The sequence below is a fragment of the Frankia sp. EI5c genome, from assembly GCF_001636565.1.
Classification (GTDB): Bacteria; Actinomycetota; Actinomycetes; order Frankiales; family Frankiaceae; genus Parafrankia.
Genome location: NZ_LRTK01000005.1, coordinates 59,461 through 83,124 on the forward strand (window position 1 = coordinate 59,461; position 23,664 = coordinate 83,124).

Here is a 23,664-nt window from a genome sequence, read left to right on the forward strand (position 1 = left end):
ACTCCCCCGGGTGAACGCCGCGCGCCGTGACGTGAGTATCCCCACGATCCCCCAACGGCTTCCCGGCGGAAGATGGTGAGGCGGACGGACCGTGAACCACTCCGTCAGACACCCATCGGCATGTGGGGAGCGATTGTGACCGCTACGAGCGACGGACACCAAAAGCACCGGGTCGTGATCATCGGCTCGGGTTTCGGCGGGTTGTTCGCCGCCCAGGCACTGCGCCGGGAGCCCGTCGAGGTGACTGTCGTCGCAAAGACCACACATCACCTGTTCCAGCCCCTGCTCTACCAGGTCGCGACGGGCATCCTGTCCGAGGGCGAGATCGCCCCGGCGACCCGCGAGGTCCTGCGCCGCCAGCAGAACACGAAGGTGGTTCTCGGCGACGTCACCTCCATCGACCTCGCCTCGAAGACCGTGACGTCCAACCTGCTGGGGCGTGCGGACGTTCAGCACTACGACAGCCTGATTGTGGCGGCCGGTGCCGGCCAGTCCTATTTCGGCAACGATCATTTCGCCGAGCACGCGCCGGGCATGAAGAGCATCGATGACGCCCTGGAGCTGCGCGGACGGATCTTCGGCGCGTTCGAGGTGGCCGAGACCACCCCCGACCCGGCGGACGTCGCGCGCTACATGACGTTCGTGGTGGTCGGCGCCGGACCCACCGGTGTGGAGATGGCCGGCCAGATCGCCGAGATGGCGCACCGCACCCTGCGGCACGACTTCCGGCGGATCGACACGACCAAGGCGCGGATCATCCTGCTCGACGCCGCGCCCACCGTGCTCGGTACCTTCGGGGAGAAGCTGGCCGCCAAGGCGAGCGCCAAGCTGCAGAAGCTCGGTGTGGAGATCCAGCTCGGCGCCCGGGTCGTCAACGTCGACTCCCGTGGCATCGACGTCGAGGACTCCGACGGCACCCGCCGGCGGATCGAGTCGGTCTGCAAGATCTGGGCCGCCGGCGTCGCCGCCAGCCCGCTGGGCAAGCAACTCGCCGAGCAGTCCGGCGCGGTCCTGGACCGGGCCGGACGGGTCCAGGTCCAGCCCGACCTGACGCTGCCCGGCCATCCGGAGGTCTTCGTCGTCGGCGACATGGCCGCTCTTGACCGGCTTCCTGGTGTGGCCCAGGTCGCCATCCAGGGCGGCAAGTACGCCGCGAAGACGATCGCCACCCGGTTGCGGGGCGGGCCGCCCATGCGCAACTTCGAGTACAAGGACAAGGGCAGCATGGCCACGATCTCGCGCTTCAGCGCGGTGGCCAGCATCAAGGGCGTGCAGCTCAGCGGGTTCCTGGCCTGGCTGATGTGGCTCGCCGTGCACCTCGTCTACATCATCGGGTTCAAGCACCGGGTCACGACGCTGCTGCACTGGACGGTGAGCTTCGTCGGCCGCGGTCGCTCCGAGCGCACGGTGACCCAGCAGCAGATCTTCGCCCGGTCGGCGCTCCAGCGCCTCGGCGAGGGTTTCATGCCCACGCTTCCGGACGACTGGGCCTCCCNCGGGCCGTCCGCGGTGACCCGCCCGGCGGCGCAGCCGGGTGCGGTTCCCAAGGCGCGCAAGGCGACGGCGGAGTCGTCCCGGCTCGCCCCGGAGGGCCCGGCCGCCGGTACCGCCGGCGCCGGCGGTACCGCCTGACGGACCGATGAGCCCGGCCCAGCCCCCGTGGCTGCGCCGGGCTCATCGCATTCCGGACGACCTCATCACACCCGGCGGTCAGGACGACGCGAGGAAGCGATCCAGCACCCGGACGCCGAAGCGCAGCGCGTCGACGGGCACCCGCTCGTCGACTCCGTGGAACATCCCCGCGAAGTCCAGGNCGGGCGGCAGCAGCAGCGGCGAGAAGCCGAAGCACCGAATACCCAGCCGGGAGAACGACTTGGCGTCGGTTCCGCCGGAGAGCATGTACGGCACCGCGCGTGCGGCCGGGTCCTCCGCCCGCAGCGCGGAGGCCATCGCATCCACCAGCGGCCCGTCGAAACCGGTCTCCAGCGCCTGGTCGTTGACCACCCACTCGCGCCGGACCTCCGGCCCGATGAGCTCGTCCACCTGGCGCAGGAACTCCTCTTCCTGCCCGGGCAGATACCGCCCGTCGACGTACGCCGTCGCCTCGCCGGGGATCACGTTCACCTTGTGCCCGGCCGCCAGCTGGGTCGGGTTGACGGTGTTGCGGATCGTGGCGCCGACCATCCGGGCGATCGGGCCCAGCTTCGCGATCGTGCTCTCGAGGTCGTCCGCGTCGAGCTCGATGCCCAGTGCCTCGCCGATGGAGTCGAGGAACACCCGCACGGTCGGGGTGACGACGATCGGGAACTGGTGCCGGCCGAGACGGGTGACCGCCTCGCACAGCTTCGTCACCGCGTTGTCCTCGTTGATCATGGAGCCGTGGCCGGCGCGGCCGGCCACGGTCAGCTTCATCCAGGCGATGCCCTTCTCCGCGGTCTCGATCAGATAGAGCCGCAGGTCGTCGGAGACCGTGTAGGAGAAGCCGCCGACCTCGCTGATCGCCTCCGTGCAGTCGGCGAAATACTCGGGATGGTTCTCCACCAGCCACCGCGCGCCCAGGGTGCCGCCGGCCTCCTCGTCGGCCACGAACGCGACGACCAGATCACGCGGCGGCCGGCGGCCCGAGCGGGCCAGGTCCCGCACGACCGCGAGGGTCATCGCGTCCATGTCCTTCATGTCGATCGCACCGCGCCCCCACAGACATCCGTCGACCTCCTCGCCGGCGAAGGGGTGCACCCGCCAGTCGGACGGGTCCGCCGGCACGACGTCCAGGTGGCCGTGGATCAGCAGGGGGGAGCGGGCGGGGTCCGCCCCCTCGATCCGGGTCACGACACTGGTGCGGCCCGGGGCGGACTCCAGCAGGACCGGCTCGAGCCCGACCTCGGCGAGCCTGGCGGCCACGTACTCGGCGATGGGCCGTTCGTTGCCGTCGCCGTTCCCCCGGTTGACCGACTCGAACCGCAGCAGGTCCCGACACAGGTCCACAACCTCGGACTCGGCCGACAGTTCCCGGCCGGGCGCGGCCGGGCGCACCACGGCAGCCGGCGGCCGGTCGTCGGCCGCGGCGGCGGGGGCGTCATGGGGATCGTGGGACGCGTTTGCCATGCCCCCAGTCTGCCCGTCCGGTCCGGCGTTCATCGGGGCAGGCACGTAGCGTCGGGGTAGGTGTTCCACAGCGGTTTCAGTGCCGTGAACGACCGGTGATCGGGTAGACCCGCCGTCCGGTAGGAGGACCCGCCATGACGTTGTACCAGTGCCCGCGCTCCGACCTGGGCTGCCGGGCGACCTTCCCGACCTCGGGCGATCTCGACTTCCACCTGCATCAGGAACATCACTACGGGCGGCTGGAGCGGTTCACCTCCAGCCTGGCCAGGACGACCACACTGCCGGTCGGGCCGAAGCCGGCGCGGCGGGTCCCCGACGGGCTCGAAGGTGGCGCCGGCACCCCCACGACCGCCAGGGCCCGCCAGGAGCACGCCCGCCGGATGAAGGGCGGTGAAGCGACCCCTGTCGGCAGGCGCCCGGCCGGGAAGGGGAAGCTCGCCGCCGCCGGCGGTCGCTCCGCCGGGGAGCGCGGTCGACGCGGCCACGGGTAGCCACCGACACCCGTAGCCACCGACACCCGCCGGAGCCGGCCGCACCGATCCCGGCGGGGCTTTGGTCCACAGCCGGCCGCACCGTCGACTGGTTCACCCGCGGGCGTCCCCGCGGCACACTGGCGATGCGCCCAGTCCACCGGGGCCGCGGCTCACCGCGCCGGGTGCTCGGCCGGTGCGGCGCGTACGGTCACCGGGCACCGGCTGCTCCGCCAGGGCCCGCCGTCACCGCCGTCTCCGCGGGGAGCCGGGAACTCCCCGCGGAGACGGCGCGTGTCGACGCCCGCCAACCAGCGGCGCCGCGCAGGCCCGTCTGATGGCGTTACGCGACCAGGCGGTATCTTCCGGATTCCACGACAGCGCTCCGGACACCAGCGGAACGCGCCCGGACGGAGATGCCCGCATGACCACGCCAGGACCGCCACCAAGCTCCGGTGATGGCTACCCGGGCCAGGGCCACCAGCCTGGCCCGCCCCCGCCGGGCCCCGGCTACGCGCAATCTCCCGGCGCCTACCCGCCCGGCTACGATCCCGGCTACGGGCAGCAGCAGCCGGGCGCCCAGGCACCCGGCTACGACCCGGGCTACGCACCGCCAGCCGGTGCCTACCCGCCCGGCTACGATCCCGCCTACGGCCCGCCCCAGGGCTACGGGCCCGCCCCCGGCTACGCCCCGGGCCCGGGGTACCCTCCCCCGGGTTACGGCCCCGGCCCCTTCGGCTACGGCCAGGTCGATCCGTCCGCACCCTACGGCCGGCACCTGATGACCGGCGAGCCGTACTCCGACAAACAGAAGATCGTCGCGGGGCTGCTACAGCTCTTCCTCGGTGGTTTCGGCGCCGGCCGCTGGTATCTCGGCGACACGGGCATCGCGCTGGCGCAGTTGTTCACCTGCGGCGGCCTGGGCATCTGGGCACTGATCGACGGAGTGCTGATACTGACGGGCAACGTCCGGGACAAATATGGGCGCCCACTGCGGGACTGATCAGGCGGCGGCGCCGGCGGGTGCCCAGCCGCGGCGCGGACCCGCCCGCGGCACCCGCCGGCAGCGGCGGGCGCTGCTGGCGGCGGGTGGCTCCTGCCTGCTCGCCGGCATCGGCTACCTCGCCGTCGTCGACCCGCACGACCCCGCCGCGGTGATGCCGTTGTGCCCGGTCAGGGCGGTGACGGGACTCGACTGCCCTGCCTGTGGTGGCCTTCGCCTGACCCATGACCTGCTGCGCGGCCTGCCCGCCGCGGCCGCCCGGGACAACCTGTTCCTGCTGGTCTGCGCCCCGCTCCTGGTCGGGCTCGCACTGCGGCAGGCGCGTGCCTTCGAACGCGGCGGACGGGCACCCGTCCCGCGCCGCCTCGCGTACGGACTGGCCGCCGCGGCGCTGCTGTGGACGGTGGTGCGCAACCTGCCCTGGTGGCCGCTCAGGCCGGCCTCGGGCTGAGCTCCGGCCCACTTCGCCCCGCCGACCGCGAAGGCCCGGCACATCCGCGCGAAGGCCGGCACACCCGAGCGGAGCCCGACATTCCCGGCTGCCCGCGGAATGCGCGTCCGGGCGACAAGGGCCGCATGTCGGTGGCGGACCCGAAACATTCCGCGACCCAGAATTACCGCGCCGCAAAATACCGACATTCCCGCGGCCGGAAGATTCTTTGTTTGCGGAGCAATTCCGGGTGGCAGGTCCACTGGCGGTGCGGGGCCGCCGCACGCCAATTCAGCGATGGGGGAACGATGAGAAAGTCCGCACCACGAAAGATCCTCGCCTTCGCCGCAACGGGTGCCGCCGCCGCCGCGTTCGGTCTGGGTCCGGGCGCGGTGTCCGCGCAGGCTTTCTGGGATGACAAGGGATGCCAGGCCGAGTTCCAGCACGGCAAGGACGACTGGCGGGGAGACAAGGCCGGGCCGTGCTTCCGGGACGGCTGGGCAAAGGACGGCTGGGCAAAGGACGGCTGGGCAAAGGACAACTGGGGAAAGGACGGCTGGGCAAAGGACGACTGGAACGGGGACAGATGGCACAAGGACGGCTGGGCAAAGGACGGCCCGGGCAAGGACGGCTGGGGCCGGGAGAGCCGGGCCTACAAGGACCACGGCAAGGACGACTGGGAGTGGGACTGGGACTGGGACTGGTGACCTGAGCGCCCGGCGAGCCCGCTGCCAGCGGTCGATCCACACGGGCCAGCCGGACGGTAGTGCCGGAAAGTGCCGGGCGCGGGAGCCGGTCGACGATCGGCTCCCGCGCCCGGCGTGTCGGCGTCAGGTGATCAGCTCGCCGACACCCCAGGTCAGCACCATTGCGAGCCCCGCACAGATCTCCACCAGCACGCCGACGCCGAAGGCGACCGTCGCCGCCCAGGTCGACGCCGCAGCCGCCGCCGGGTCGCGCAGGCGGGCGAGCTCCGCCAGGTAGATCCCGGCGAGCCCACCGAGCAGCAACCCCACCACCGGCACCAGGAAGAAACCGATGACGGCGCACACCGCACCGACGATCATCGTCCCGAACGGCGCACCGCTCGCGGCCGCGGCCCGCCCCGGCAGCACGTACTTCGCGAGGGATCCGGCAACGAACAGCGCGCTCAGCACCGCCAGCACGCACCAGCGCGCGGCCCCGCCGCCGTCGGCGATCGTCCACCACACCCCGGCACCCCAGACCACCACGAGCCCGGGCAGGACGGGAACGAGGACACCCACGAGGCCGAGGGCCATCAGCAGGGCGACCGCGAAAAGCTCGACCCCACTCATCAGGTACCGGCCTCGGTGACCTGGCCGGCGTCGACGGTGAGGCGCCGGGTCACCCGCACGGCGTCGAGCAGGCGGCGGTCATGGGTGACCAGCAGCAGGGTCCCGCCGAACCCCTCGACGGCCTGCTCAAGCTGCTCGATCGCGGGCAGGTCGAGGTGGTTCGTNGGCTCGTCGAGCACCAGGCAGTTCACTCCGACGCCCTGCAGCAGCGCCAGCGCGGCCCGGGTGCGCTCCCCTGGCGACAGCGACGACGCCGGCCGGGTCATCTGGTCCGCGCCGAGCCCGAACTTGGCGAACAGGGTCCGGACGTCGGCGGCCGACGCGCCGGTCGCCTCCTCGGCGACCTCGGCCGCGGTGTCCTCGCCGCGGAACCGGGACCGGGCCTGGTCGATCTCGCCGAGCTGAACGCCCGAGCCGAGCGAATGGCGCCCCGCGCTCAACGGCTGGCGGCCGAGCAACGCGGCGAGCAGGGTGCTCTTCCCGCTGCCGTTCGGCCCGGTGACGACAATCCGGTCGGCCCAGGCGACCGTGAGGTCCACCGGCCCGAGCCGGAAGCCCGGGCGCTCGACGACGGCGCCGCTCAATGTCGCCACCACATCACCAGAGCGGGCGGCGGTGGCGATCGACATCCGCAGCTGCCATTCCTTGCGCGGCTCGGCGACCGCTCCCTCGCCGCTCTCCAGCCGGTCAAGCTGCGTCTGCAGCGAGCGGACCCGGCCCGCGCTCTTGGTCGCCGCCTCGATCCGCGCGCCGCGGGCGGATCGGTCCGCGTCCGGGGCGCGGCGCTTCGCCCGCACCGCGCCCCGCACCGACTGCTCGCGCTGGCGCTGCACCTGCGCGATCAGGTCGGCCCGCCGGTCGGCGAATCGCTCGTAACGCTCGCGGGCCTGGCTGCGGACGAGACCGCGGGTCTCCAGGTAGGCATCCCAGCCGCCGGCGTAGCGGGCGACGGTGTGCTCGTGCCGGTCGATCTCGGCGACGGCGTCGATCGAGCGGTCGAGGAACTCCCGGTCGTGGCTGACCACGACCAGCGCGCCGGGCATCTGCGCGACGTACTGCTCAAGTCGCTCCAGACCGTCGAAGTCCAGGTCGTTGGTCGGTTCGTCCAGCAGCGTGATGTCGAAGCGGGAGAGCAGCACGCTCGCCAGCGACCCCCGCGCCGCCTGGCCGCCGGACAGTACGGCGGTCGGCTGGTCGAGCGACCCCGCCGGCAGGCCGAGCTCGGCGACGACCTGCTCGGCCCGGTGGTCCAGGTCCGCGGCGCCGATCGCCAGCCATCGGTCGAGCGCCTGGCTGTACCGGTCGTCCGCGCCCGCCACCCCCTCGGTGAGGTCCGCGGTGGCCTGGTCGAGCGCCCGTTGCGCCGCGGTGACCCCGGTCCGGCGGCCCAGGAACTGCCGCAGGGTCTCGTCGTGGCGACGGTCAGGCTCCTGGGGCAGCAGGCCGACCACCGCGTTGGGCGGCGAGAGATCGACCCGGCCCCCGTCCGGTGGGACCAGACCCGCCAGCGCGCGCAGCAGGGTGGACTTGCCGACCCCGTTGGGCCCGACCACACCGAGACGGTCGCCGGGCGCGACGGTGAGCGAAACCCCCGCCAGGACGACGGCGCCACCGCGCAGGACGGTCAGATCGGAGGCGACAAGAGTGGCGGACATGAGTCCAGTGTCGCCGGTGGTGGGCTCGTCCGATCAGCCTGGTGCCACGGGCCGGTGCTGGCGGCGCCCCGCCCGGCACCGCCCACCGGAAACACCCACAATGGGGCAACCATGCGCTGCATTCCAGGTTGTCCCCCGCCGACCGGTTGCTCCCCATCAGCCGACTCCGGAATTTCGGCTGCCCCAGCTCTCCCGCCGCCGGCCGCCGGCGGCGCACGCCAGGGCACACCTTCATGATCATCGACCGGCCCCTCGTCGCCGCGGGGCTGCCCGGGTACGACCTCGGGGCCGAACTCGGCCGGGGGGCGTCCGGCATCGTCCTCGCCGGCCGGGACGAGACCGGCCGACAGGTCGCGATCAAGGTCGTTCCCCTGGACGCCGAGGAGCGCCCGGCGTTCGGCGTCACCGGTGCGCCCCGGGTGGTCACCACGACGGCCGGACCGGACGGCGAGGCTGAGGCCCGCCTGTTGTCCGGGCTGGAGCACCCGCATCTGGTGAAGGTCATCCACCACGCCGTCCACGGCGATCTCGCGCTGATCGTCATGGAACTGCTCGACGGGGGCAGCCTCCAGCACCGGGCCAGCACCGGGCTGTCCGTGGAGGCCGCCTGCGCCATCGCGCTCGTCACCGCCGCGGCGCTCGGGCACGCGCACTCCCGCGGAGTCCTGCATCGAGACGTCAAACCGGCCAACATCCTGTTCACCGCGGACGGCGTCCCGAAGCTGACCGACTTCGGCATCGCGCACGCGCACGGACCGGGACCGGGCGGACGCGTCCTGACCCCGCCCGCGGTGGGCACTCCCCGCTACATGGCGCCGGAGCAGTTCCGGCTGGGCGAGCTGGGTCCGGCGACCGACCTGTACGGACTCGGGACCATGCTGTACGAGCTGTTGGCCCGCCGGCCGCTGTTCCACGTGCGGCCGCCGACCCAGCTGGAATGGGCCCGCCATCACCTCACCGTCGACCCGCGCCCGCTCACCGGCGTTCCCGAGTCGATCGCCCGGATCGTCGAGTGGGCGCTGAACAAGGATCCGGCCCGCCGCCCGGCCGAGGCACGCGAGTTCTCCCTCGCCCTGGCGCGGGCCATGGCGCACGCCCGGGGCGCCGACTGGCTTGCCCGGTCGGGAGTCCCGGTGTTCCTGGATGAGGACGTCCGGGAGGCCGCGGCCAGCCGGCATCCGCGGCGGGCCACCGCCGGGCCGGAATCGGCCACGCCGCCGGGCGGGCACGACGACGCGCTGGAGCGCATCCTGGACGATGCCGAGATGGCCGACAGCGCGTCCGTTCCGCCGGACGCGGCCCCGCCATCGGCTGGCGACCCCCAGGAGGCCGCACCATGCACGGAGCCGAGGCCGGCCCGTGGACAGCGGTGGGGCCGGTGGTGGCGGTGGAGTTCGAGTTGGGGGTGGAAGTGGCCGTGGCGGGCACGCTCGCGGCCCACGCCGCCGGGATAGTGGTGGCGATCATGCGGTCCGGGCCGCCGACATGACGGACCGGCCGGCGCAACGTCCGCGCGACCGCCTCGGCAGGCCCCTGCCGTACGGCTCGGCAGGAGTGCCGCCACTGCCGGAGGGCCTCCCGGGCTCGCCCCGGGCAGTTCTGCGGGCCACGCAGGAGCTGCTGGACACGGGGCTGTACTTCCAGGCGCATGAGCTGCTTGAAGGCGCCTGGAAGGCCGCTCCGACCACCGAACGTGGCCTCTGGCGTGGTCTCACGCAGATCGTGGTGGGTCTGGTCCACACCGCCCGGGGCAACCACCGGGGCGCGGCGCGCCTGCTGCGGCGCGGGCTGGGCGAACTCGCCTCCTACCCGCTGGAGAGCGACGGGACCACGCCGGGGAGCACTGCCCACACGATCCCGGTCGATCTACCGGGCGTCACCCGCTGGGCCCGCGACCTGCTCGCCCGGCTGGAGTCGGACGAGCCATCCAACGGGTGCCCCGACCCGCCCCGGCTCCTCACCCGCTGACGGCACGCGGTGCCCCCCCCCGGACCGGGGTGCCCCCTGGAAGGGCGGCGCCCCGACGGCCTCTCAGGACGGCGCCGACGCGAGCGGCGCGACGGGTGCTCCGGGCAGCACGGCCGCCAGCAGCGTCAGGAACTCCTCCTCGTCGCGTACGGGGATCCCGAGGCGGGCGGCGGTCTGCGCCTTGCGTGTGGAGCCGCCGGGATCGTTGGTCACCAGAACGCTCGTCCGGCGGCTCACGCCGGCCGTCACCTGTAAACCGGCCGCGATCGCCCGGTCGATGAGCGTGCCCCGCTCCGTGCGGGTGGGCCCGGTGAAGGCGATCCGCATTCCCTGGACGATCGCGGCTCCGGGGGCCAGCGGGCCGGGATTGCGGTACCCGCACGGCGCGGGCCGCCCGGCCGTCGAACGACGCGGCGGATACACCACTATCCCGTCGCGCTCGACGCCGCACCGGACCAGTGGCAGCTCCAGATACTGGTCGGCTGCCCGCTCGAGAATGCGCGGGAGGAGTGCCGCGAGCACATCCGCGTCGTCCTGGGCATCGTGCGCCCGGCGCTGGACGACGCCCCAGTGGGCCGCCAGCGCGGCCAGGCGCAGGCTGGCCAGCTCCAGGCCGAGCCTGCTGGCCAGCGTCAACGTGCACAGCCGCCATTCCACCGGGAGCGTCTGCCCGATCCGCAGCGCCTCGCCGGCGAGCATTTTCCAGTCGAACGCCGCGTTGTGCGCCACGAGAATCCGGCCGGCGAGCAGATCGGCCAGCTCGTCCGCGATGGCGGCGAACGTGGGGCTGCCGGCCAGGCGCTGCCGGGTCAGACCATGAATGTGCACCGGCCCGGGATCACAGCCGGGGTCGAGAAGGGTGGACCAGCGGCGCTGCACGGTTCCGTCGGGAGCCGTCAGCACCACGGCCACGGACAGGACCCTGTCCCGGGTCGGGGACAGGCCTGTTGTCTCGACGTCCACCACCGCGTACGGGCGNGGGAACCGGGCGGCGAAGCCGAGCGGGTCAACAACCTCAGCACTCACAGCCGGAGATGATGGCGCAGACGTCCGACACAAGAGTGCGGCCCGGCGCGAAGCAGTGCGCCGGCAGCGCGATCCGGGATCGCGCGGAGTGCATCACGAGAGAAACAGGCAATCTCGCCGCGAGAACAGATGGTATTGTTCTTCCATTGCTGGCCCGCGGGCCTTCTCAGGTATAGAGAAGCCCGCCGTCCGAGCGGTGCGGTGCGGTGCGGTGGAACGTGTCGGGTACATCGTCGTGCCGGGATCCTGGGCGCCCAGGGGTTCCGCACCGTCACACCTGCCGTTGTCGGGGACGGTCAGGTAAAGCTCTCCCCCGCGGAGACATCACCCGGACGCCGTCGACCTGACGTCATCCGGGTGCGTTCGGCACGACGTTGTGCCACGGGCGGAGATCGCTGGAATGTGTCCGCATGTGCGCGAGCGATCGGAGGGCAGGGGCGCGACAGAAAAGGTGAGATGAATGTTCGTCGTACAGCCCGAGCATCCCCTTCGCCTCACGGAGTCCGCGACGCGGCCGAGCCATCCGCTGCGCAGGCTGCGGGCACTCCACGGCTGGTCCTATGAAACCGTGGCACGCATCGTCGCCATCCGAGCGCGTGAACTCGGCGTGGCGAGCATGGCGGCGCAGCGCCAGAAGATCTGGCGCTGGGAGAACCGCGGAGTGATCCCGGACCGCATATCACAGCTCGCCCTCGCCCGCGAGCTGGGTGTGTCCGACCAGGAGGTGCATGCCCACCCGTGGCCGGAGTGGCTGCCAGCGCTCGGCACTCCCACCTGCGCCCAGCAGATCGCCACCCTGCGCGGCGTGCTGGAACAGATTCGGGATGTGCTGCGAGCCGGTGACAGCGTCACGGCGTCGGCTCTGGTCGAGGAGGGCCTGGCTGTCCCGGTCGACGAGATGGTGCTGAACACCGCCCTGCTGCGCAGTTCCGCGGTGCGCAGTGTGATCGTGCCCGGGGCGCGGCAACCTCGGCCCCAGGCACGCGCCGCCCGGCGATGCTCCTGAGCACCCGCGGGCGCGCCTGAGCCCGCCGGCGCCCGACGCGGGCCGGGCCGGCCGCCGTACCCCGGCGGCCGGCCCGGCTCCGAACTCTCAGCGGATCGCCGCGAAGAGCACCACGGCCAGCACCACGGCCAGCGACCCGGCCAGCGACGCCGCCAGGCTCAGGGCGCCGATCCGGAGCGGACCGCCGGCCCATGCGAACCGCGCCCGCCGACGCAGCGCCCGCTGCATTTCCCGCCGTTCGCGGCGGGACAGCCGAGCCCCGCCGGCCACCACGGCGACGGCGGCGGCAGTGCCGCCGAGCGCCTGCCCGCGGGCCGCCCGCTTCCAGGCCCTGGTCGAATGGGCGCCCCCCGCTCGCCGGTGCCGCCGGCGACCGCCCCGGCGAGCGGAAGCTTCCGGTCCGCGGGGCGTCGTCGCCGCGCGCGAGGGCGTCGGCCCGGACAGGGCTTCCGCCCCCCGGTGCGCCGCCGCGCGGAGCAGATCCGATCCGCGGCGCGGGGCCGATACGCGGAGTGGATCCGCTGCGCTCGCGGTGCCGGCGGGCCTCGGGGTGCCTGCGGGCCTTGCGGTGCCCGCCGGCTTCGGGCCCGAGGTGGGGCTGGGGCCGCCGGCTGGCGTCCCGCCTGCCACCCGCCGCCCCACGGCGGGCGGATCGGTCGGGACGGCGAACCTGGGTGCCGTCGTGTCGGCGGACCCGGGGCGCTGGTCCTCCGTCCGCTGCTGCGGCACCGCGTAGCGTGCCGGGCCTTCGGCCGAGGCCCGCCCTGTGCCGGTGGGGCGACCCGCCGGTGGCCTCGGCGGCGTGGGCATGATGCGTCCGGTGGTACCGGCCCCGGCCCCGGCCCCGGCCGTCGTCGCGGCCGCGGGCCTCTCCCCGGCGCCCCGGCCGGCCGCGGTCCGTGGGTCGGCGGCGCTGGGCGGGGTCGGGGCGCGGACGACCGGCAGCAGCTCGACGTCCCGGGTGTCGAGGTCGAGAATGCGGGCGTCCAGGTGCGCGGTCGACAGCCACCCCTCGGCGATCACCTGGTTCACCAGCGCGGTCAGGTCCGAATCCGGAGAGTCACTGCGGACCGCCGTGCCCACGTCCGACATCGCGAGGATCTCGCGGAGCACGGTGCGGATGTCCGGCCGGGCCCGGGCGTTCTTGGCCAGCGCGCGGGCGAGCAGAACGTACAGCCGGCCGGGCACACCGTCGAGGTTCGCGGGATCGTGCCGGACCCGGAAGAGCACCGCGTCGGCGGATCCGCCGCCGAAGGGGGACCGCCCGGTCGCCGCGTACGCGACCGTGCAGCCCCAGGCGAACACATCCATTGCCGGATCGCTGAAGCGCCCACTGATCTGCTCGGGGCTCATGTAGGCGGGGCTGCCCACGGAGAAACCGGCGCCCGTCAGCGACACCGTGTCGGCGGTCTGGGCGATCCCGAAGTCGACGACCCGGGGACCGTCCCCGGTAAGCAGCACGTTGGACGGCTTGAGGTCACGGTGGACGACACCGGCCTGGTGGATCGCGACCAGGGCCTCGGCCAGGCCGACGGCGAGCGTGCGCAGCGGCTCACCGGTCAGCGGCCCGTTGCCGCGCACGTACTCGGCCAGGCTGGGCCCGGCCAGGTACTCGGTGGCCAGGTACGGCGGATCGCCGTCCGGGTCAGCGGCCAGCACGCGGGCCGTACACGCACCCGCCACCCGGCGGACGACCTCGATCTCGCGCCGGAAGCGCGCCCGGAACTCCGGATCGTCGGCGAACTCCGTCCGGATCACCTTCACTGCCGCGGGCGGACCATCCGGGCCGCCCATCGTCCCGTAGTAGACCGTCCCCATTCCGCCGGTCCCGATGCGGCGGGTGAGCAGGAACGGCCCCAACCTCCTCGGAATCTCCATCCGCCGGACTCCCCCCGTTCTGACTGGCGTGGGGCGCTGCCGTCCGGGGCCGGGCCTGCCGACGTCGGGTGGCGACGTCGCGCGTGGCGGCCACCCCCCGGAGCCCCGTCACACCGGGACGGGGCCGACGAGCGCCCACAAAAATCGTGCTCCGGCCAAGGGGGTGCGGCGGACCTTCGGACCGGACCGTGCCTGCCCTTACACCCGTTCGGGACGGCCGGCCGACCCGGTGCCGAGCCTCGTTCGGGGACGGTCCCACCTGGCGCGCCCCGCCGCCGCGACCCGCTCGGCCAGCCGGGGCTCCACGTCCGCGAGCGCGGCCCAGCGCAGGCCGCGGGCATCGTCCGCGGTCCATACCGCGAGGTCGGAGGGGTGTCCCTGGCCGCCGGACGCGCCGCTGCCCGGTCCGCCGGCCAGCGTGGCGGCGGACCGGGCACCCGGCGCGGCGCCCGAACTCCCGACCGGGAACCCGCCGGGCGGCGGTCCGCCGCCCGGCGTACCGGCGCCCCCGTCGGCGGGTGACCGTCCGAACACGGAAGTGGCACTCGCCGGAGCCGGCGGAACCCGACGGGCGGCGGGCGGCGGCCCGGCGGCAACGGGCGCGGAGGGCACGAGGGGCGCGAGGGGCACGGCGGCCGTGGGGGGCGCGAAGCCGACCGCGAGGATGACGGCCACGAAGCGGAAGTCGTAGTGCAGATGCTCGGGGCCACGAGCCAGCGCGTCCGCATCCACCCAGTCGATGCCGATGTCGACCGGGTGTTGCGTGAGCAGGCGGACTCCCCGGCGCCCGACGCCGGTCTCCTCGGCCAGCTCACGCAGGGCCGCACCGTGCAGCGAGTAGTCGCGGTCCTCGACATGACCGGACGGCGGCAGCCACCGGCCGGTGGCCCCGTCACGGATCTGCAGCACCCGGCCGTTCTGCAGCACCCGGCCGTGCCCATCCGGGCTCCGGCCGTCCAACGCCAGCATCGAGCAGGTCACGTGACCGGGCATCGTCCGGCGGGAGGTCAGTCGCGCGGAGCCGGCGGTGTCCCCGACCGCCCGCAGCAACGGCCCCAGCCTCCTGGCGTCGCCGGGGTGACGAGCGATGAAGGCCCGCACGGCCCGCCCGACCGCCTCGTTGGTGATGCTCACCGCGCCGACGCTCCTTCCCGTTCCCGTTCCCGGTCCGGAGCCCGGTGCGCCCTGCCCGCTTCCGCCCCCGACTCCACCTTGCCCGGGCGCACGCCCACGCTCACCCACCCGTCACCCGTCACCCGTCACCCGCCACCCGCCGCTCCCGCGTACAGCCCCTGCCACCACCGCGCCCGCGCCCCCGCGCGCCCGACCCGCCAACTCACAAGTCCAGGATGTCGCCTCAGGCCGGTTTTCGCCGTGCTTCGCGACGTCGTACAGTGCTCGGTACCAATGGCACAGTCTGTACAGACGTGTTCGGGAGTCACCCCGTTCGGCCACCTGTCCGCGCCACGGCACACGGTTCCCGACCCTGACGTAAGGGTAGCTTTGTCGACGATGCGCAGGGACGAATCCCTCCCCGGCCTGATCCAACGCGACACGCTCCAGATCGGGGAGGTCGCCGAGCAGGTGGGATTGTCACTGCGAACAGTGCGCTACTACGAGGAAGCCGGCCTTCTCGTGCCGACCGGCCGCACTCCCGGCGGCTTTCGTCTTTATGACGAAGACGCCGTCGACCGGCTACGTCTGATCCGCCGAATGAAGCCGCTGGGTTTCACCCTGGACGAGATGCGTTCGTTGCTGGCCGTGCGCGACGAACTGGCCGATCCCGAGCTGGATCCCGAACGGCGCGAGCAGCTGCGGGAGCGGCTGCGGACGTGGGCGGTGCTGGCCGAGCAGAAACTCGCCACACTGCGTGAACAGGCCGGTGTCGCCGAGGACTTCGTCGTCGGCCTGCACGGGGACGTCGAACGTTCGCGGACCGGGCCCGGGGACGACCACCGGAACGGGTGACGCCCCGCCGTGAACGGCGTTCGCGCGGGTGCCTCGTGCGGCCGTCGCGATCGTAACCACCGTCCGCACCTGTCGGCGGCTCCCCAATATGCTGGGTTCTGCCCTGCCGGCCCGGACGCGGCACCCGGATCCGTTCCCGCCAGTCGTTCCAGCCGGCGCGGTCACGCCAACCCCACCGTCACTGCCCGCGATACCGACGTAAGGGTCGAATTGTCCACGACAGGCAACATCACCCCTTCCTCAGCCCACCGCGGCATCTACGAGATCGGCGAGGTCGCCACCCTGGTCGGGCTGTCCCTGCGGACTGTCCGCTTCTACGAGGAGGCCGGGCTGCTCGTCGCCGTGGGACAGGCCGCCGGCGGCGGTCCGCTGTACGACGACGACGCGCTCGACCGTTTCCTGCTCATCAAGAAGATGAAGCCGCTCGGTTTCACGCTTGACGAGATGCGCGCCCTGGTCGGCCTGCGTGAGGAGATCGAGCGGGACGGGCTTCCCCGGGAGCGGCGCGAGGAGCTGCGCGGACGGCTGGAGACCTGGGTGAGCCTCGCCGAGGAGAAGCTGGCGTCCCTGCAGGAGCAGGTCCGCGTCGCCGAGGATTTCATGGTGACCCTGCATGACGACACCGCACGCGCGCGCCTGCGCTTCGACATCGATCCCGGCGCCTCCTGACCTGGTGGCCTCGTAACCTCCTGACCCGCTGACGGCGGCGCCCTCGTCCGGCGGCCCGCGTGGTCTGCCGTGGGCAGATCTGCCACCGGCAGACCGCCCGCCGGCCGGCATCCCGCTCGGCGAGGCTGGCAGGGCCGGCCCATGCAGTGACTCCCACCCCGGCGGGCCGGCGGGAGGTTGCGCACCATGCACGCACCGTTCGACGTCGTCGCCGAAAACGGCACCGCCCCCGCGCCTGGCACCGCCTCGGCGTACCGAGCGGCACCGGCGGAGATGTTCCCGGCCCGGGCGCTCGGGATTCCGCCGGGAAGCCACCCCGGCGCGCGGGCGAACGCCTCGCAGTCCCCGGCGGGGCCGTTCGACGAGCAGGTCTTCCAACGTCTGCTGGCGAACCGGATCGTCTTTCTGGGGTCGCCGGTCGAGGACGCGATGGCCAACGCGATCTGCGCCCGGCTGCTTCTCCTCGCCGCCGATGACCCGACCGCGGACATCTTTCTCTACATCAATTCACCGGGTGGCTCCGTGAGCGCGGGAATGGCCATCTACGACACGATGCAGTACATCGCGAACGACGTCGCGACCGTCGCGCTGGGGCTGTCCGGCTCCATGGCGCAGGTCCTGCTCACCTCCGGGGCGCCCGGCAAGCGGTACGCCCTGCCGCATTCCCGGGTCCTCATGCACCAGCCTTCCGGCGGAATCGGCGGCGGCACCTCGGACATCGCGATCCAGGCGGAGCAGCTCCTGACCGCCAAGCGTGTCATCCAGGAACTGATCTCCCTGCACTCGGGCCAGCCGGTCGACCGGATCGAGGCGGACGCCGACCGCGACCGGTGGTTCACCGCCGAGCAGGCCCGCGACTACGGCCTGGTCGACCACGTGCTCAGCCACTCGGGCCAGGCGGGTCGGATCGGCCAGGCCGGTCGGATCGGCCAGGCCGGTCGGATCGAGGCCGGCTCACCAGCGCGCGGCGGCGCGTCGCGCCTCGGACCGCCCACCGCCTGACCGACCCCGCGTGCCGGGTGACGGGCGGGTACCGGCGGCGCGGTGAGCCACCGGGAACACAACACCGCGGGGCCGCCCGCGGTGGCCGGGGACGCGGCGGGCCAACCGGCGGCCCGACACCGCGTGCGGAACGGCGGATCCACCGGAGACGATCTCGTGTGACGCGATCAGCCCGAGGTCGGCTGCCTCCGGGCTGTCCGCGATCACCCCGGCAGCGCCGTCGACGGCGGCGACGGTGCCGTCGACGGGCCCCGGTACCCGCGCCTCCGCCGATCTCACGGGCACCGCGGGCCGGGCGGGTGCCGCGGGTGCCGCTGGCCGGGCCGGCTCGCGGGCCGGCTCGCGGGCCGGCTCGGGAGCGACCGGGCCGCCGCGCCGGGCGGGCAACGGCTCGTACCTGACCAGGTCACCCAGCACCTGGACGACCAGGTCGACGATCCTGATCCCCAGCGCTCGGCAGATCGCCGCGAGCACCTCCGAGGATGCCTCCTTGCGCCCGCGTTCCACCTCCGAGAGGTACGGCATCGACACCCGGGCGGCATCGGCGACCTCCCGCAGCGTTCGGCCCTGCTCGCGGCGAAGCCGGCGCAGCGCGGCCCCGTACAGGTCACGCAGCGGCGGCGTGGCGGCGACATGGGTCGGCCTGTCGTCCGGGGTGAGGTGCCCGGGCCGCGCCGGCGTCCCGCCGCCCGCGACCGCCCCTGATCCGTCCGTCATCGCCGCGCCCGCCGTCGTCACGACCGCCATCCTCTCCCACCGATGCCCGGCCCGGGCGTCCCGCCCCGCTCCGGTCGGCTCAGGTGCCCGCCGCGGAGCGGAGCCGATGGGCGAGGGCGGTGTGCCGCTGCCCGTGGCCGGCCGACCGGACCGCCTGACCGATCGCGCGCCGGGAGCCGACGAGCACCACGAGCTTGCGCGCGCGGGTGACCGCCGTGTAGAGCAGGTTGCGCTGGAGCATCATCCAGGCGCTCGTCGTCAGCGGGATGACCACCGCCGGATACTCGCTGCCCTGCGACCGGTGGATCGTCACCGCGTAGGCGTGCACGAGTTCGTCGAGCTCGGTGAAGGCGTACTCGACGTCCTCGTCCTCCTCGGTGCGCACCGTCAGCGTCTGGTTGTCCTCATCCAGCCCGGTGACCACGCCCAGCGTGCCGTTGAACACCCCGTTCGCGCCCTTGTCGTAGTTGTTGCGCACCTGGGTGACCTTGTCGCCGACCCGGAAGACCCGCCCGCCGAAGCGGCGCTCGGGCCGGTTCGGCCGGCTGGGGGTCAGGGCCTCCTGCAACGCGGTGTTGAGCGCGCCCGCGCCGGCCGGACCGCGGTGCATCGGGGCCAGCACCTGGATGTCCCGCCGCGGGTCGAGGCCGAACTTCGCCGGGATCCGGCGGGCGACCACGTCGGCGGTGAGGCGCGCCGCCTCCTCGGCGTCCTCGGCGACGAAGAGGAAGAAGTCGTCGAGTCCGCGGGTCAGTGGCTGCTCGCCGCGGTTGATGCGGTGCGCGTTCGTCACCACGCCCGACTCGCTCGCCTGCCGGAACACCTGCGTCAACCGCACATGCGGCACGGGGGTGCCCGGGGCGAGCAGGTCGCGCAGCACCTGGCCGGCGCCGACCGAGGGAAGCTGGTCGACATCGCCGACCAGCAGCAGATGCGCGCCCGGCGCGACCGCCTTGATCAGTTTGTTCGCCAGCAGCAGGTCGACCATGGACGCCTCGTCCACCACGATGAGATCGGCCTCCAGGGGACGATCCCGGTCGTAGGCGGCGTCGCCGCCCGGCCGCAGCTCCAGCAGGCGGTGCACGGTCGACGCCTCGTGGCCGGTCAGCTCGGCGAGCCGTTTCGCGGCCCGCCCGGTCGGCGCGGTGAGCACGACCCGGGCGCGGCGGGCACGGGCGAGCTCGACGACGGAGCGGACGGTGAAGCTCTTCCCGCAGCCGGGCCCACCGGTGAGGACGGCCACCCGCGAGGTCAGCGCGAGCGTGACCGCCGCCCGCTGGGCCTCGGCGAGCTCGGCGCCGGTGCGTTCCCGCAGCCAGCCCAGCGCCCGCTCCCAGTCGACGTCCGCGAAGGCCGCGAGGCGGTCGGAGTCGGCCCGCAGCAGCCGCAGCAGCTGGCTGGCGACGGAGACCTCGGCGCGATGGAACGGGACGAGGTACACCGCGGCCACCGGCTGCTCGGGGTCCTCGCCGGGGACCTCCTCCCGGGTCACGCCCTCCTCGGCGACCAGCTCGCCCAGGCTTTCGATCACCGCTCCGGTGTCCACCCCGAGGATGCGCACCGCCTCGCTGATCAGCCGGTTCTCCGGCAGGAAGCAGTGGCCCCCGTCGGTCGCCTCCGACAGGGTGAACAGCAGCCCGGCCTTGATCCGCTGCGGGCTGTCGTGCGGGATGCCGACGGCCTGCGCGATGACGTCCGCGGTGCGGAACCCGATGCCCCAGACGTCGGCGGCCAGCCGGTACGGCTCGGTGCGCACGACGTCGATCGAGGTGTCGCCGTACTGCTTGTAGATCTTGACGGCGAGCGAGGTCGAGACCCCGACTCCCTGCAGGAAGACCATCACCTCCTTGATGGCCTTCTGTTCCTCCCAGGCGGCCGCGATGGCCTTCGTCCGCTTGGGGCCGAGTCCCGGCACCTCGATGAGCCGTTCCGGCTCGTTCTCGATGACGTCCAGCGCGGCCAGGCCGAAGTGATCGACGATCCGCTCGGCGAACCGCGGCCCGATGCCCTTCACGAGCCCGGAGCCCAGGTAGCGCTGGATGCCCTGGATGTTGGCCGGCAGGACGGTCGTGTAGTCCTCGACCTGGAACTGGCGGCCGTACTGGGGGTGCGATCCCCAGCGGCCGCGCATCCGCAGCGACTCGCCGGGCTGGGCGCCGAGCAGCGCGCCCACGACCGTCAGCAGGTCGCCACCGCGCCCCTGGTCCACCCGGGCGACCGTGTACCCGGTCTCCTCGTTGGCGTAGGTGATCCGTTCCAGTACCGCTTCCAGGACGGCGAGCTGGAACGGCGGCCGGCCGGGGACGGTCGAGGCGGGCGGGCGGGACTCGGTGCTGGAAACGGCTGCTCTCCGCGGGGCGCGGCCGGCCTGGCCGCTGGGGCCGCCGGTGACATCGGGATCAGCTGCCATCCTCGCTCACCCGCGAACGCCGGCCCGTCTCGGGTCGGTGGGCGGCCGGGCACGCCCACCGACCCGGCCGGCGATCCGGTGAGCAGGCCGCGGCCGAGCACATCCCGCGGCGCGGGCCGGTCATTCTCGCCAGCAAACACCCGGCGGTCTGGAACGCGCCGGAAGCGGCGTGGGAACTCCCGCCGCGGCGGTGCGCGAATGACCTTTCGGTGCCGTCCGACGCGGCCGCGGGATGACCGTCACACCGGTCCGCCCATCACCACGACGGAGGTCCCGCGAGCGCTGAGGCGCTGGACAGGGCACCGGCCCGCCGCATTCAGGCGGGCCCGGAAAGGCCATACCCCCGGGCGCGGTAATCCACAAAGGCCGACAGGCACATCAAAAGCCGCACTTCGCCCTTTACGGTTGCCGTCGTGCGCGCCAGAAGGTCCTTTGCGGCCATATTCGTGCTGTCGATCCTGCTGCTCACGGGCTGGCCCGGCCTTTCCCCGGGAACGACCGCGGCATGGGCGGAGCCGGCCGGGCCCGCCTGCGGGGGCCGGATCCAGAACAACGAGGACGTGACCACCCTGATCACCGAGTCGGCCGACTGCCCGGGCTCGGTCAACGGCTACTGGCGTGGCCAGCTCGGCGCCATCTGGACCGCACCGCACTACGTGCCGTACCGCAACGGCGAGATTCCGAAGATCGCCTGCGCGGACGGGGTCACCGACCCACGGGCGTTCGCCGACAACGCGCTGTACTGCACACTGGATGACACCGTGGCGTACAGCATGGACTTCATGGCCGAGCTCAGCCAGACCGGCGGCCCGTCCTACCCGGCCTTCGTGATCATGCACGAGCTGGGTCACCGCGCCGACAAGCTCGGCGGCACCCTCGGCGTGGTCTCCCGGGCCGAGGAGAACCAGGCCGACTGCCTCGCCGGCAACCAGGCCCACCACGCCGTCGAGGCCGGCCGGCTCACCTCGAACGAGGCCATGAACGGCGCGATGCTCTTCTACAGCCTCGGCGACACCCGCGGCGGCTGGTTCGACCAGGAGGGCTCGACCGCGCCGGACGCCCACGGCACACCCACCCAGCGCGCACAGGCGTTCTCGCTCGGATACCAGCAGAGCATCGACACCTGCCGCCGCATCGGCCAGTCCCCGAACGGCAGCATCCNGGTGATCTGACCCGGCCGGCGGCGACCGCGGCCAACGGCGAGCGGCGGTCAGCAGCGCCCGGCCGAGGAGCCGGGGGTGGTGGTGCGCCCGGACAGCGAGTCCCAGTGGATGCGGACCCAGGTCGGCCGCTCCAGGTTCGCCGCCCACGGCGCGAGGCCGCGGGCCTCCAGCCGCGCCACCTCGGCGTCGTCGCGGACGGCCTCGGCGTACCCGTTCATCAGCACGCTCCAGCCGACCCGGGCGGTGGGGTCGTAGCCGTCCACCTCGAACGCGACCACGCTGTGGTTGGTGGCGGCCGACAGCTTCGACCCCACCCGGGAGCGGAACGCGATGGTGTTGCCGTCCACGATGTAGTTGACCGGCAGGATGAGGACCTCGCCGTCGGCGGCGAACGCGACCCGGCCGAGGCTCTCCCCACCGACCAGCCGCAGGCAGATGTCGAAGGTCAGGACACCGAAACCCGCGTGGTCACGCGGGATGTCCTGCCCGGGGATGCCGACCGGGCCGGCAGCCGCGCCGGTGGCGGCCGGAGCACCGACGGGTGCCGGAGCAGGAGCGTTGGTCCGGGTCATGACGGCCTCCGTGGTCGTGGTCGCCGCCGGGCGCTGGGCGCTGGACGGAGCGCCGGGCGGCGGTGTGGATCGGTTGCGTGGCCACCGTAGGCCCGGCGAACCCGGCGCGGGCAGTGTCGGTCGCCGCGTTCGGACGGTTCGGTGTGCCCGCCGGCCGTCCGACATCCGGACGCCCGGGGCCGGGACCGAGGACCACCGACCGTCCCGGGCGGCACCACAGCCGCCGTTGCGGGTTGAACCACGACAAAGAGCACATCCCAGGCCTAAGACACCAGGCGGCAACACGTTCCGAAGGCATGCGACTACCTTCGGCTCATGGACGAGGTTCCCCAGGGCGTGGGACGAACGGCGCTCGCCACCGCCTGGATGCGCGCCGAGGCAAGCCGCCAGCCGGACCGTCTGTTCGATGACTGGCTCGCGCAGACCTTCGTGGACGCCGCACCCGGCGCGGTGCCGTTCGTCTCCCCCGCGCTGCTCGACGAGCTCGGTCCGCTGGCCGAAACGGTCACCACCTACATGCTCGTGCGCACCCGGTTCTTCGACGACGAGCTGACCGCGGCCGCCGCCGCCGGATGCCGACAGCTGGTGCTGCTGGCGGCCGGGCTCGACAGCCGGGCCTTCCGCCTCCCCTGGCCCGACGACACCATCCTGTTCGAGGTCGACCGCGACGACATGCTGACCTTCAAGGAGCGAGTGCTCGCCACGACCGCCGCCCGGCCGCGATGCGAGCGCCGCCCGGTGATCGCGGACCTGACCGAGGACTGGGCCGACCGGCTGCTGGCGGCCGGCTTCGATCCCACCCGGCCCGCCGCCTGGCTGGCCGAGGGCATCCTCGCCTATCTCAGCGCGACCGAGGCCGAGCGGCTGCTGGCCGGGATCACCGACCTGTCGGCGCCGGCCAGCCGGTTCGCGCTGGAGGACGCGAGGGGCCTGTCGCGGGCACTGCTCGACCGGTCCACGCTGGGGCCACCGATGGGCGAGTTCGCCGGGCTCTGGAAGGGCGGCCTGGAAGGGGAGACGGCGGCCTGGCTCGGAGATCACGGCTGGCTCGGCCGCGAGAGCGACTTCCGCCGGGTCGCGGCCGGGCTGGGACGGACCGTGGCCGGGCCGATGCCCATCGAGGCCTCCTTCGTCACGGTCCGCAGGGTCGCGCACCAGAAGGAGGCGGGCGTCACCCGTACCGGCGTCCCCGCGGCCGCCGTGGCAGACCTCGCCGGGCACGGGGCCAGGCGGCGGTAGCGCCGCGCGCCCGGCCCGGCCCGCGCCCGGCGGAATTCCACCTTTCGGCGAACGCGGGCCCTTCGAC

The 23,664-nt window shown here is 73.4% G+C and carries 21 protein-coding genes and 3 pseudogenes; 13 read left to right on the plus strand and 11 right to left on the minus strand.

All coding sequences use genetic code 11. The annotated features are described in order from the left end of the window. Positions 1 to 120: 120 nt before the first annotated feature. The coding region (locus tag UG55_RS01905; protein ID WP_242423604.1) for an NAD(P)/FAD-dependent oxidoreductase at positions 121 to 1,495 on the plus strand (1,375 nt) is incomplete at its 3' end. 215 nt (positions 1,496 to 1,710) lie between these two features. Here the strand turns inward: UG55_RS01905 and UG55_RS31265 are convergent. Both UG55_RS31265 and UG55_RS01910 read right to left on the minus strand, forming a co-directional pair. Further along, positions 1,711 to 1,813, minus strand: a 103-nt coding sequence (locus UG55_RS31265) for a hypothetical protein (RefSeq protein WP_242423662.1), incomplete at its 5' end; no start/stop codon positions are given. A gap of 1 nt (position 1,814) precedes the next feature. Next, positions 1,815 to 3,105, minus strand: a pseudogene (locus tag UG55_RS01910) (M20/M25/M40 family metallo-hydrolase); the annotation flags it as partial. 134 nt (positions 3,106 to 3,239) lie between these two features. Here UG55_RS01910 and UG55_RS01915 point away from each other — a divergent pair. The 4 genes from UG55_RS01915 (at position 3,240) to UG55_RS01930 (ending at position 5,715) form a co-directional block, all read left to right on the plus strand. Further along, on the plus strand, positions 3,240 to 3,596 hold the full coding sequence (locus UG55_RS01915) for a hypothetical protein (protein WP_066061912.1): 357 nt from the start codon (positions 3,240 to 3,242) through the stop codon (positions 3,594 to 3,596). 403 nt (positions 3,597 to 3,999) lie between these two features. Further along, positions 4,000 to 4,578: a TM2 domain-containing protein gene (locus tag UG55_RS01920; RefSeq protein WP_066061915.1), complete on the plus strand. Its 579-nt coding sequence runs from the start codon at positions 4,000 to 4,002 to the stop codon at positions 4,576 to 4,578. Beyond that, positions 4,556 to 5,029 carry a DUF2752 domain-containing protein gene (locus UG55_RS01925; RefSeq protein WP_066061917.1) on the plus strand — a complete coding sequence of 158 codons (474 nt, stop codon included), beginning with the start codon at positions 4,556 to 4,558 and terminating at the stop codon, positions 5,027 to 5,029. The genes UG55_RS01920 and UG55_RS01925 overlap by 23 nt, the downstream gene beginning before the upstream one ends. A 287-nt stretch (positions 5,030 to 5,316) precedes the next feature. After that, the gene (locus tag UG55_RS01930) at positions 5,317 to 5,715 is read left to right on the plus strand and encodes a hypothetical protein (RefSeq protein WP_066061920.1); all 399 of its coding nucleotides are present in this window, start codon (positions 5,317 to 5,319) and stop codon (positions 5,713 to 5,715) included. A gap of 123 nt (positions 5,716 to 5,838) precedes the next feature. Here UG55_RS01930 and UG55_RS01935 read toward each other — a convergent pair whose 3' ends face one another. The 3 genes and pseudogenes from UG55_RS01935 to UG55_RS01940 all read right to left on the minus strand — a co-directional run. Then, entirely contained in the window at positions 5,839 to 6,324 is a 486-nt protein-coding gene (locus tag UG55_RS01935) for a DUF456 domain-containing protein (protein ID WP_066061922.1), read from the minus strand. Continuing rightward, positions 6,324 to 6,488, minus strand: a pseudogene (locus tag UG55_RS31270) (ABC transporter ATP-binding protein); the annotation flags it as partial. The pseudogene UG55_RS31270 and the gene UG55_RS01935, both read right to left, overlap by 1 nt. Position 6,489: 1 nt before the next feature. Then, positions 6,490 to 7,979: pseudogene (locus UG55_RS01940) on the minus strand (ABC-F family ATP-binding cassette domain-containing protein); the annotation flags it as partial. Between the two features lie 233 nt (positions 7,980 to 8,212). On the opposite strand from UG55_RS01940, the gene UG55_RS01945 reads away from it, so the two are divergent. Together UG55_RS01945 and UG55_RS01950 are read left to right on the plus strand one after the other, a co-directional pair. Continuing rightward, a complete protein-coding gene (locus UG55_RS01945) occupies positions 8,213 to 9,433 on the plus strand; it encodes a serine/threonine-protein kinase (RefSeq protein WP_066061928.1) in 1,221 nt (406 codons plus the stop codon). 31 nt (positions 9,434 to 9,464) lie between these two features. Beyond that, on the plus strand, positions 9,465 to 9,947 hold the full coding sequence (locus tag UG55_RS01950; protein ID WP_066061931.1) for a DUF309 domain-containing protein: 483 nt from the start codon (positions 9,465 to 9,467) through the stop codon (positions 9,945 to 9,947). Positions 9,948 to 10,010: 63 nt separating this feature from the next. Here UG55_RS01950 and UG55_RS01955 read toward each other — a convergent pair. Continuing rightward, positions 10,011 to 10,925, minus strand: a 915-nt coding sequence (locus UG55_RS01955; protein ID WP_242423605.1) for a DEDDh family exonuclease, incomplete at its 5' end; no start/stop codon positions are given. Between the two features lie 508 nt (positions 10,926 to 11,433). Between UG55_RS01955 and UG55_RS01960 the strand changes: the two genes are divergently transcribed. Beyond that, the gene (locus UG55_RS01960) at positions 11,434 to 11,979 is read left to right on the plus strand and encodes a helix-turn-helix transcriptional regulator (protein ID WP_066061934.1); all 546 of its coding nucleotides are present in this window, start codon (positions 11,434 to 11,436) and stop codon (positions 11,977 to 11,979) included. An 87-nt stretch (positions 11,980 to 12,066) separates the two neighbouring features. On the opposite strand, the gene UG55_RS01965 is transcribed toward UG55_RS01960, so the two are convergent. Together UG55_RS01965 and UG55_RS01970 are read right to left on the minus strand one after the other, a co-directional pair. Further along, a complete protein-coding gene (locus UG55_RS01965; RefSeq protein WP_242423606.1) occupies positions 12,067 to 13,857 on the minus strand; it encodes a serine/threonine-protein kinase in 1,791 nt (596 codons plus the stop codon). Between the two features lie 198 nt (positions 13,858 to 14,055). Then, the gene (locus tag UG55_RS01970) at positions 14,056 to 14,991 is read right to left on the minus strand and encodes an NUDIX domain-containing protein (protein ID WP_066061940.1); all 936 of its coding nucleotides are present in this window, start codon (positions 14,989 to 14,991) and stop codon (positions 14,056 to 14,058) included. 369 nt (positions 14,992 to 15,360) lie between these two features. On the opposite strand from UG55_RS01970, the gene UG55_RS01975 reads away from it, so the two are divergent. From UG55_RS01975 to UG55_RS01985, 3 genes are all read left to right on the plus strand, one after another. Next, complete coding sequence (locus tag UG55_RS01975; protein ID WP_396230775.1) at positions 15,361 to 15,825, plus strand: MerR family transcriptional regulator; 465 nt, start codon at positions 15,361 to 15,363, stop codon at positions 15,823 to 15,825. Positions 15,826 to 16,035: 210 nt separating this feature from the next. Then, positions 16,036 to 16,494, plus strand: coding sequence for a MerR family transcriptional regulator (locus UG55_RS01980; RefSeq protein ID WP_066061945.1), 459 nt, complete (start codon positions 16,036 to 16,038; stop codon positions 16,492 to 16,494). A gap of 186 nt (positions 16,495 to 16,680) precedes the next feature. Then, on the plus strand, positions 16,681 to 17,496 hold the full coding sequence (locus UG55_RS01985; protein ID WP_304440375.1) for a ClpP family protease: 816 nt from the start codon (positions 16,681 to 16,683) through the stop codon (positions 17,494 to 17,496). On the opposite strand, the gene UG55_RS46570 is transcribed toward UG55_RS01985, so the two are convergent. Beyond that, positions 17,449 to 18,234 (minus strand): helix-turn-helix transcriptional regulator, encoded by a 786-nt coding sequence (locus tag UG55_RS46570; RefSeq protein ID WP_242423607.1) that lies wholly within the window; start codon positions 18,232 to 18,234, stop codon positions 17,449 to 17,451. The genes UG55_RS01985 and UG55_RS46570 overlap by 48 nt on opposite strands. A 58-nt stretch (positions 18,235 to 18,292) precedes the next feature. Then, positions 18,293 to 20,623 carry an ATP-dependent RecD-like DNA helicase gene (locus UG55_RS01995; protein ID WP_242423608.1) on the minus strand — a complete coding sequence of 777 codons (2,331 nt, stop codon included), beginning with the start codon at positions 20,621 to 20,623 and terminating at the stop codon, positions 18,293 to 18,295. A gap of 560 nt (positions 20,624 to 21,183) precedes the next feature. Here UG55_RS01995 and UG55_RS02000 point away from each other — a divergent pair. Then, positions 21,184 to 21,784, plus strand: a 601-nt coding sequence (locus UG55_RS02000; protein WP_396230788.1) for a neutral zinc metallopeptidase, incomplete at its 3' end; no start/stop codon positions are given. 49 nt (positions 21,785 to 21,833) lie between these two features. Here UG55_RS02000 and UG55_RS02005 read toward each other — a convergent pair. Next, the gene (locus UG55_RS02005) at positions 21,834 to 22,358 is read right to left on the minus strand and encodes a pyridoxamine 5'-phosphate oxidase family protein (protein WP_066061947.1); all 525 of its coding nucleotides are present in this window, start codon (positions 22,356 to 22,358) and stop codon (positions 21,834 to 21,836) included. Positions 22,359 to 22,673: 315 nt separating this feature from the next. On the opposite strand from UG55_RS02005, the gene UG55_RS02010 reads away from it, so the two are divergent. Continuing rightward, positions 22,674 to 23,597 (plus strand): SAM-dependent methyltransferase, encoded by a 924-nt coding sequence (locus UG55_RS02010; protein ID WP_066061949.1) that lies wholly within the window; start codon positions 22,674 to 22,676, stop codon positions 23,595 to 23,597. The last annotated feature ends 67 nt before the right edge of the window (positions 23,598 to 23,664 follow it).

Bases quoted from the DNA above. Each gene is read 5' to 3' on its own strand.
- UG55_RS01920 (WP_066061915.1), top strand. From the start codon at position 4,000: ATGACCACGCCAGGACCGCCACCAAGCTCCGGTGATGGCTACCCGGGC.
- UG55_RS01915 (WP_066061912.1), top strand. From the start codon at position 3,240: ATGACGTTGTACCAGTGCCCGCGCTCCGACCTGGGCTGCCGGGCGACC.
- UG55_RS01950 (WP_066061931.1), top strand. From the start codon at position 9,465: ATGACGGACCGGCCGGCGCAACGTCCGCGCGACCGCCTCGGCAGGCCC.
- UG55_RS02010 (WP_066061949.1), top strand. From the start codon at position 22,674: ATGGACGAGGTTCCCCAGGGCGTGGGACGAACGGCGCTCGCCACCGCC.
- UG55_RS01960 (WP_066061934.1), top strand. From the start codon at position 11,434: ATGTTCGTCGTACAGCCCGAGCATCCCCTTCGCCTCACGGAGTCCGCG.
- UG55_RS01965 (WP_242423606.1), bottom strand. From the start codon at position 13,857: ATGGAGATTCCGAGGAGGTTGGGGCCGTTCCTGCTCACCCGCCGCATC.
- UG55_RS01935 (WP_066061922.1), bottom strand. From the start codon at position 6,324: ATGAGTGGGGTCGAGCTTTTCGCGGTCGCCCTGCTGATGGCCCTCGGC.
- UG55_RS01930 (WP_066061920.1), top strand. From the start codon at position 5,317: ATGAGAAAGTCCGCACCACGAAAGATCCTCGCCTTCGCCGCAACGGGT.
- UG55_RS01925 (WP_066061917.1), top strand. From the start codon at position 4,556: ATGGGCGCCCACTGCGGGACTGATCAGGCGGCGGCGCCGGCGGGTGCC.
- UG55_RS01985 (WP_304440375.1), top strand. From the start codon at position 16,681: ATGCACGCACCGTTCGACGTCGTCGCCGAAAACGGCACCGCCCCCGCG.
- UG55_RS01945 (WP_066061928.1), top strand. From the start codon at position 8,213: ATGATCATCGACCGGCCCCTCGTCGCCGCGGGGCTGCCCGGGTACGAC.
- UG55_RS01995 (WP_242423608.1), bottom strand. From the start codon at position 20,623: ATGGCAGCTGATCCCGATGTCACCGGCGGCCCCAGCGGCCAGGCCGGC.
- UG55_RS02005 (WP_066061947.1), bottom strand. From the start codon at position 22,358: ATGACCCGGACCAACGCTCCTGCTCCGGCACCCGTCGGTGCTCCGGCC.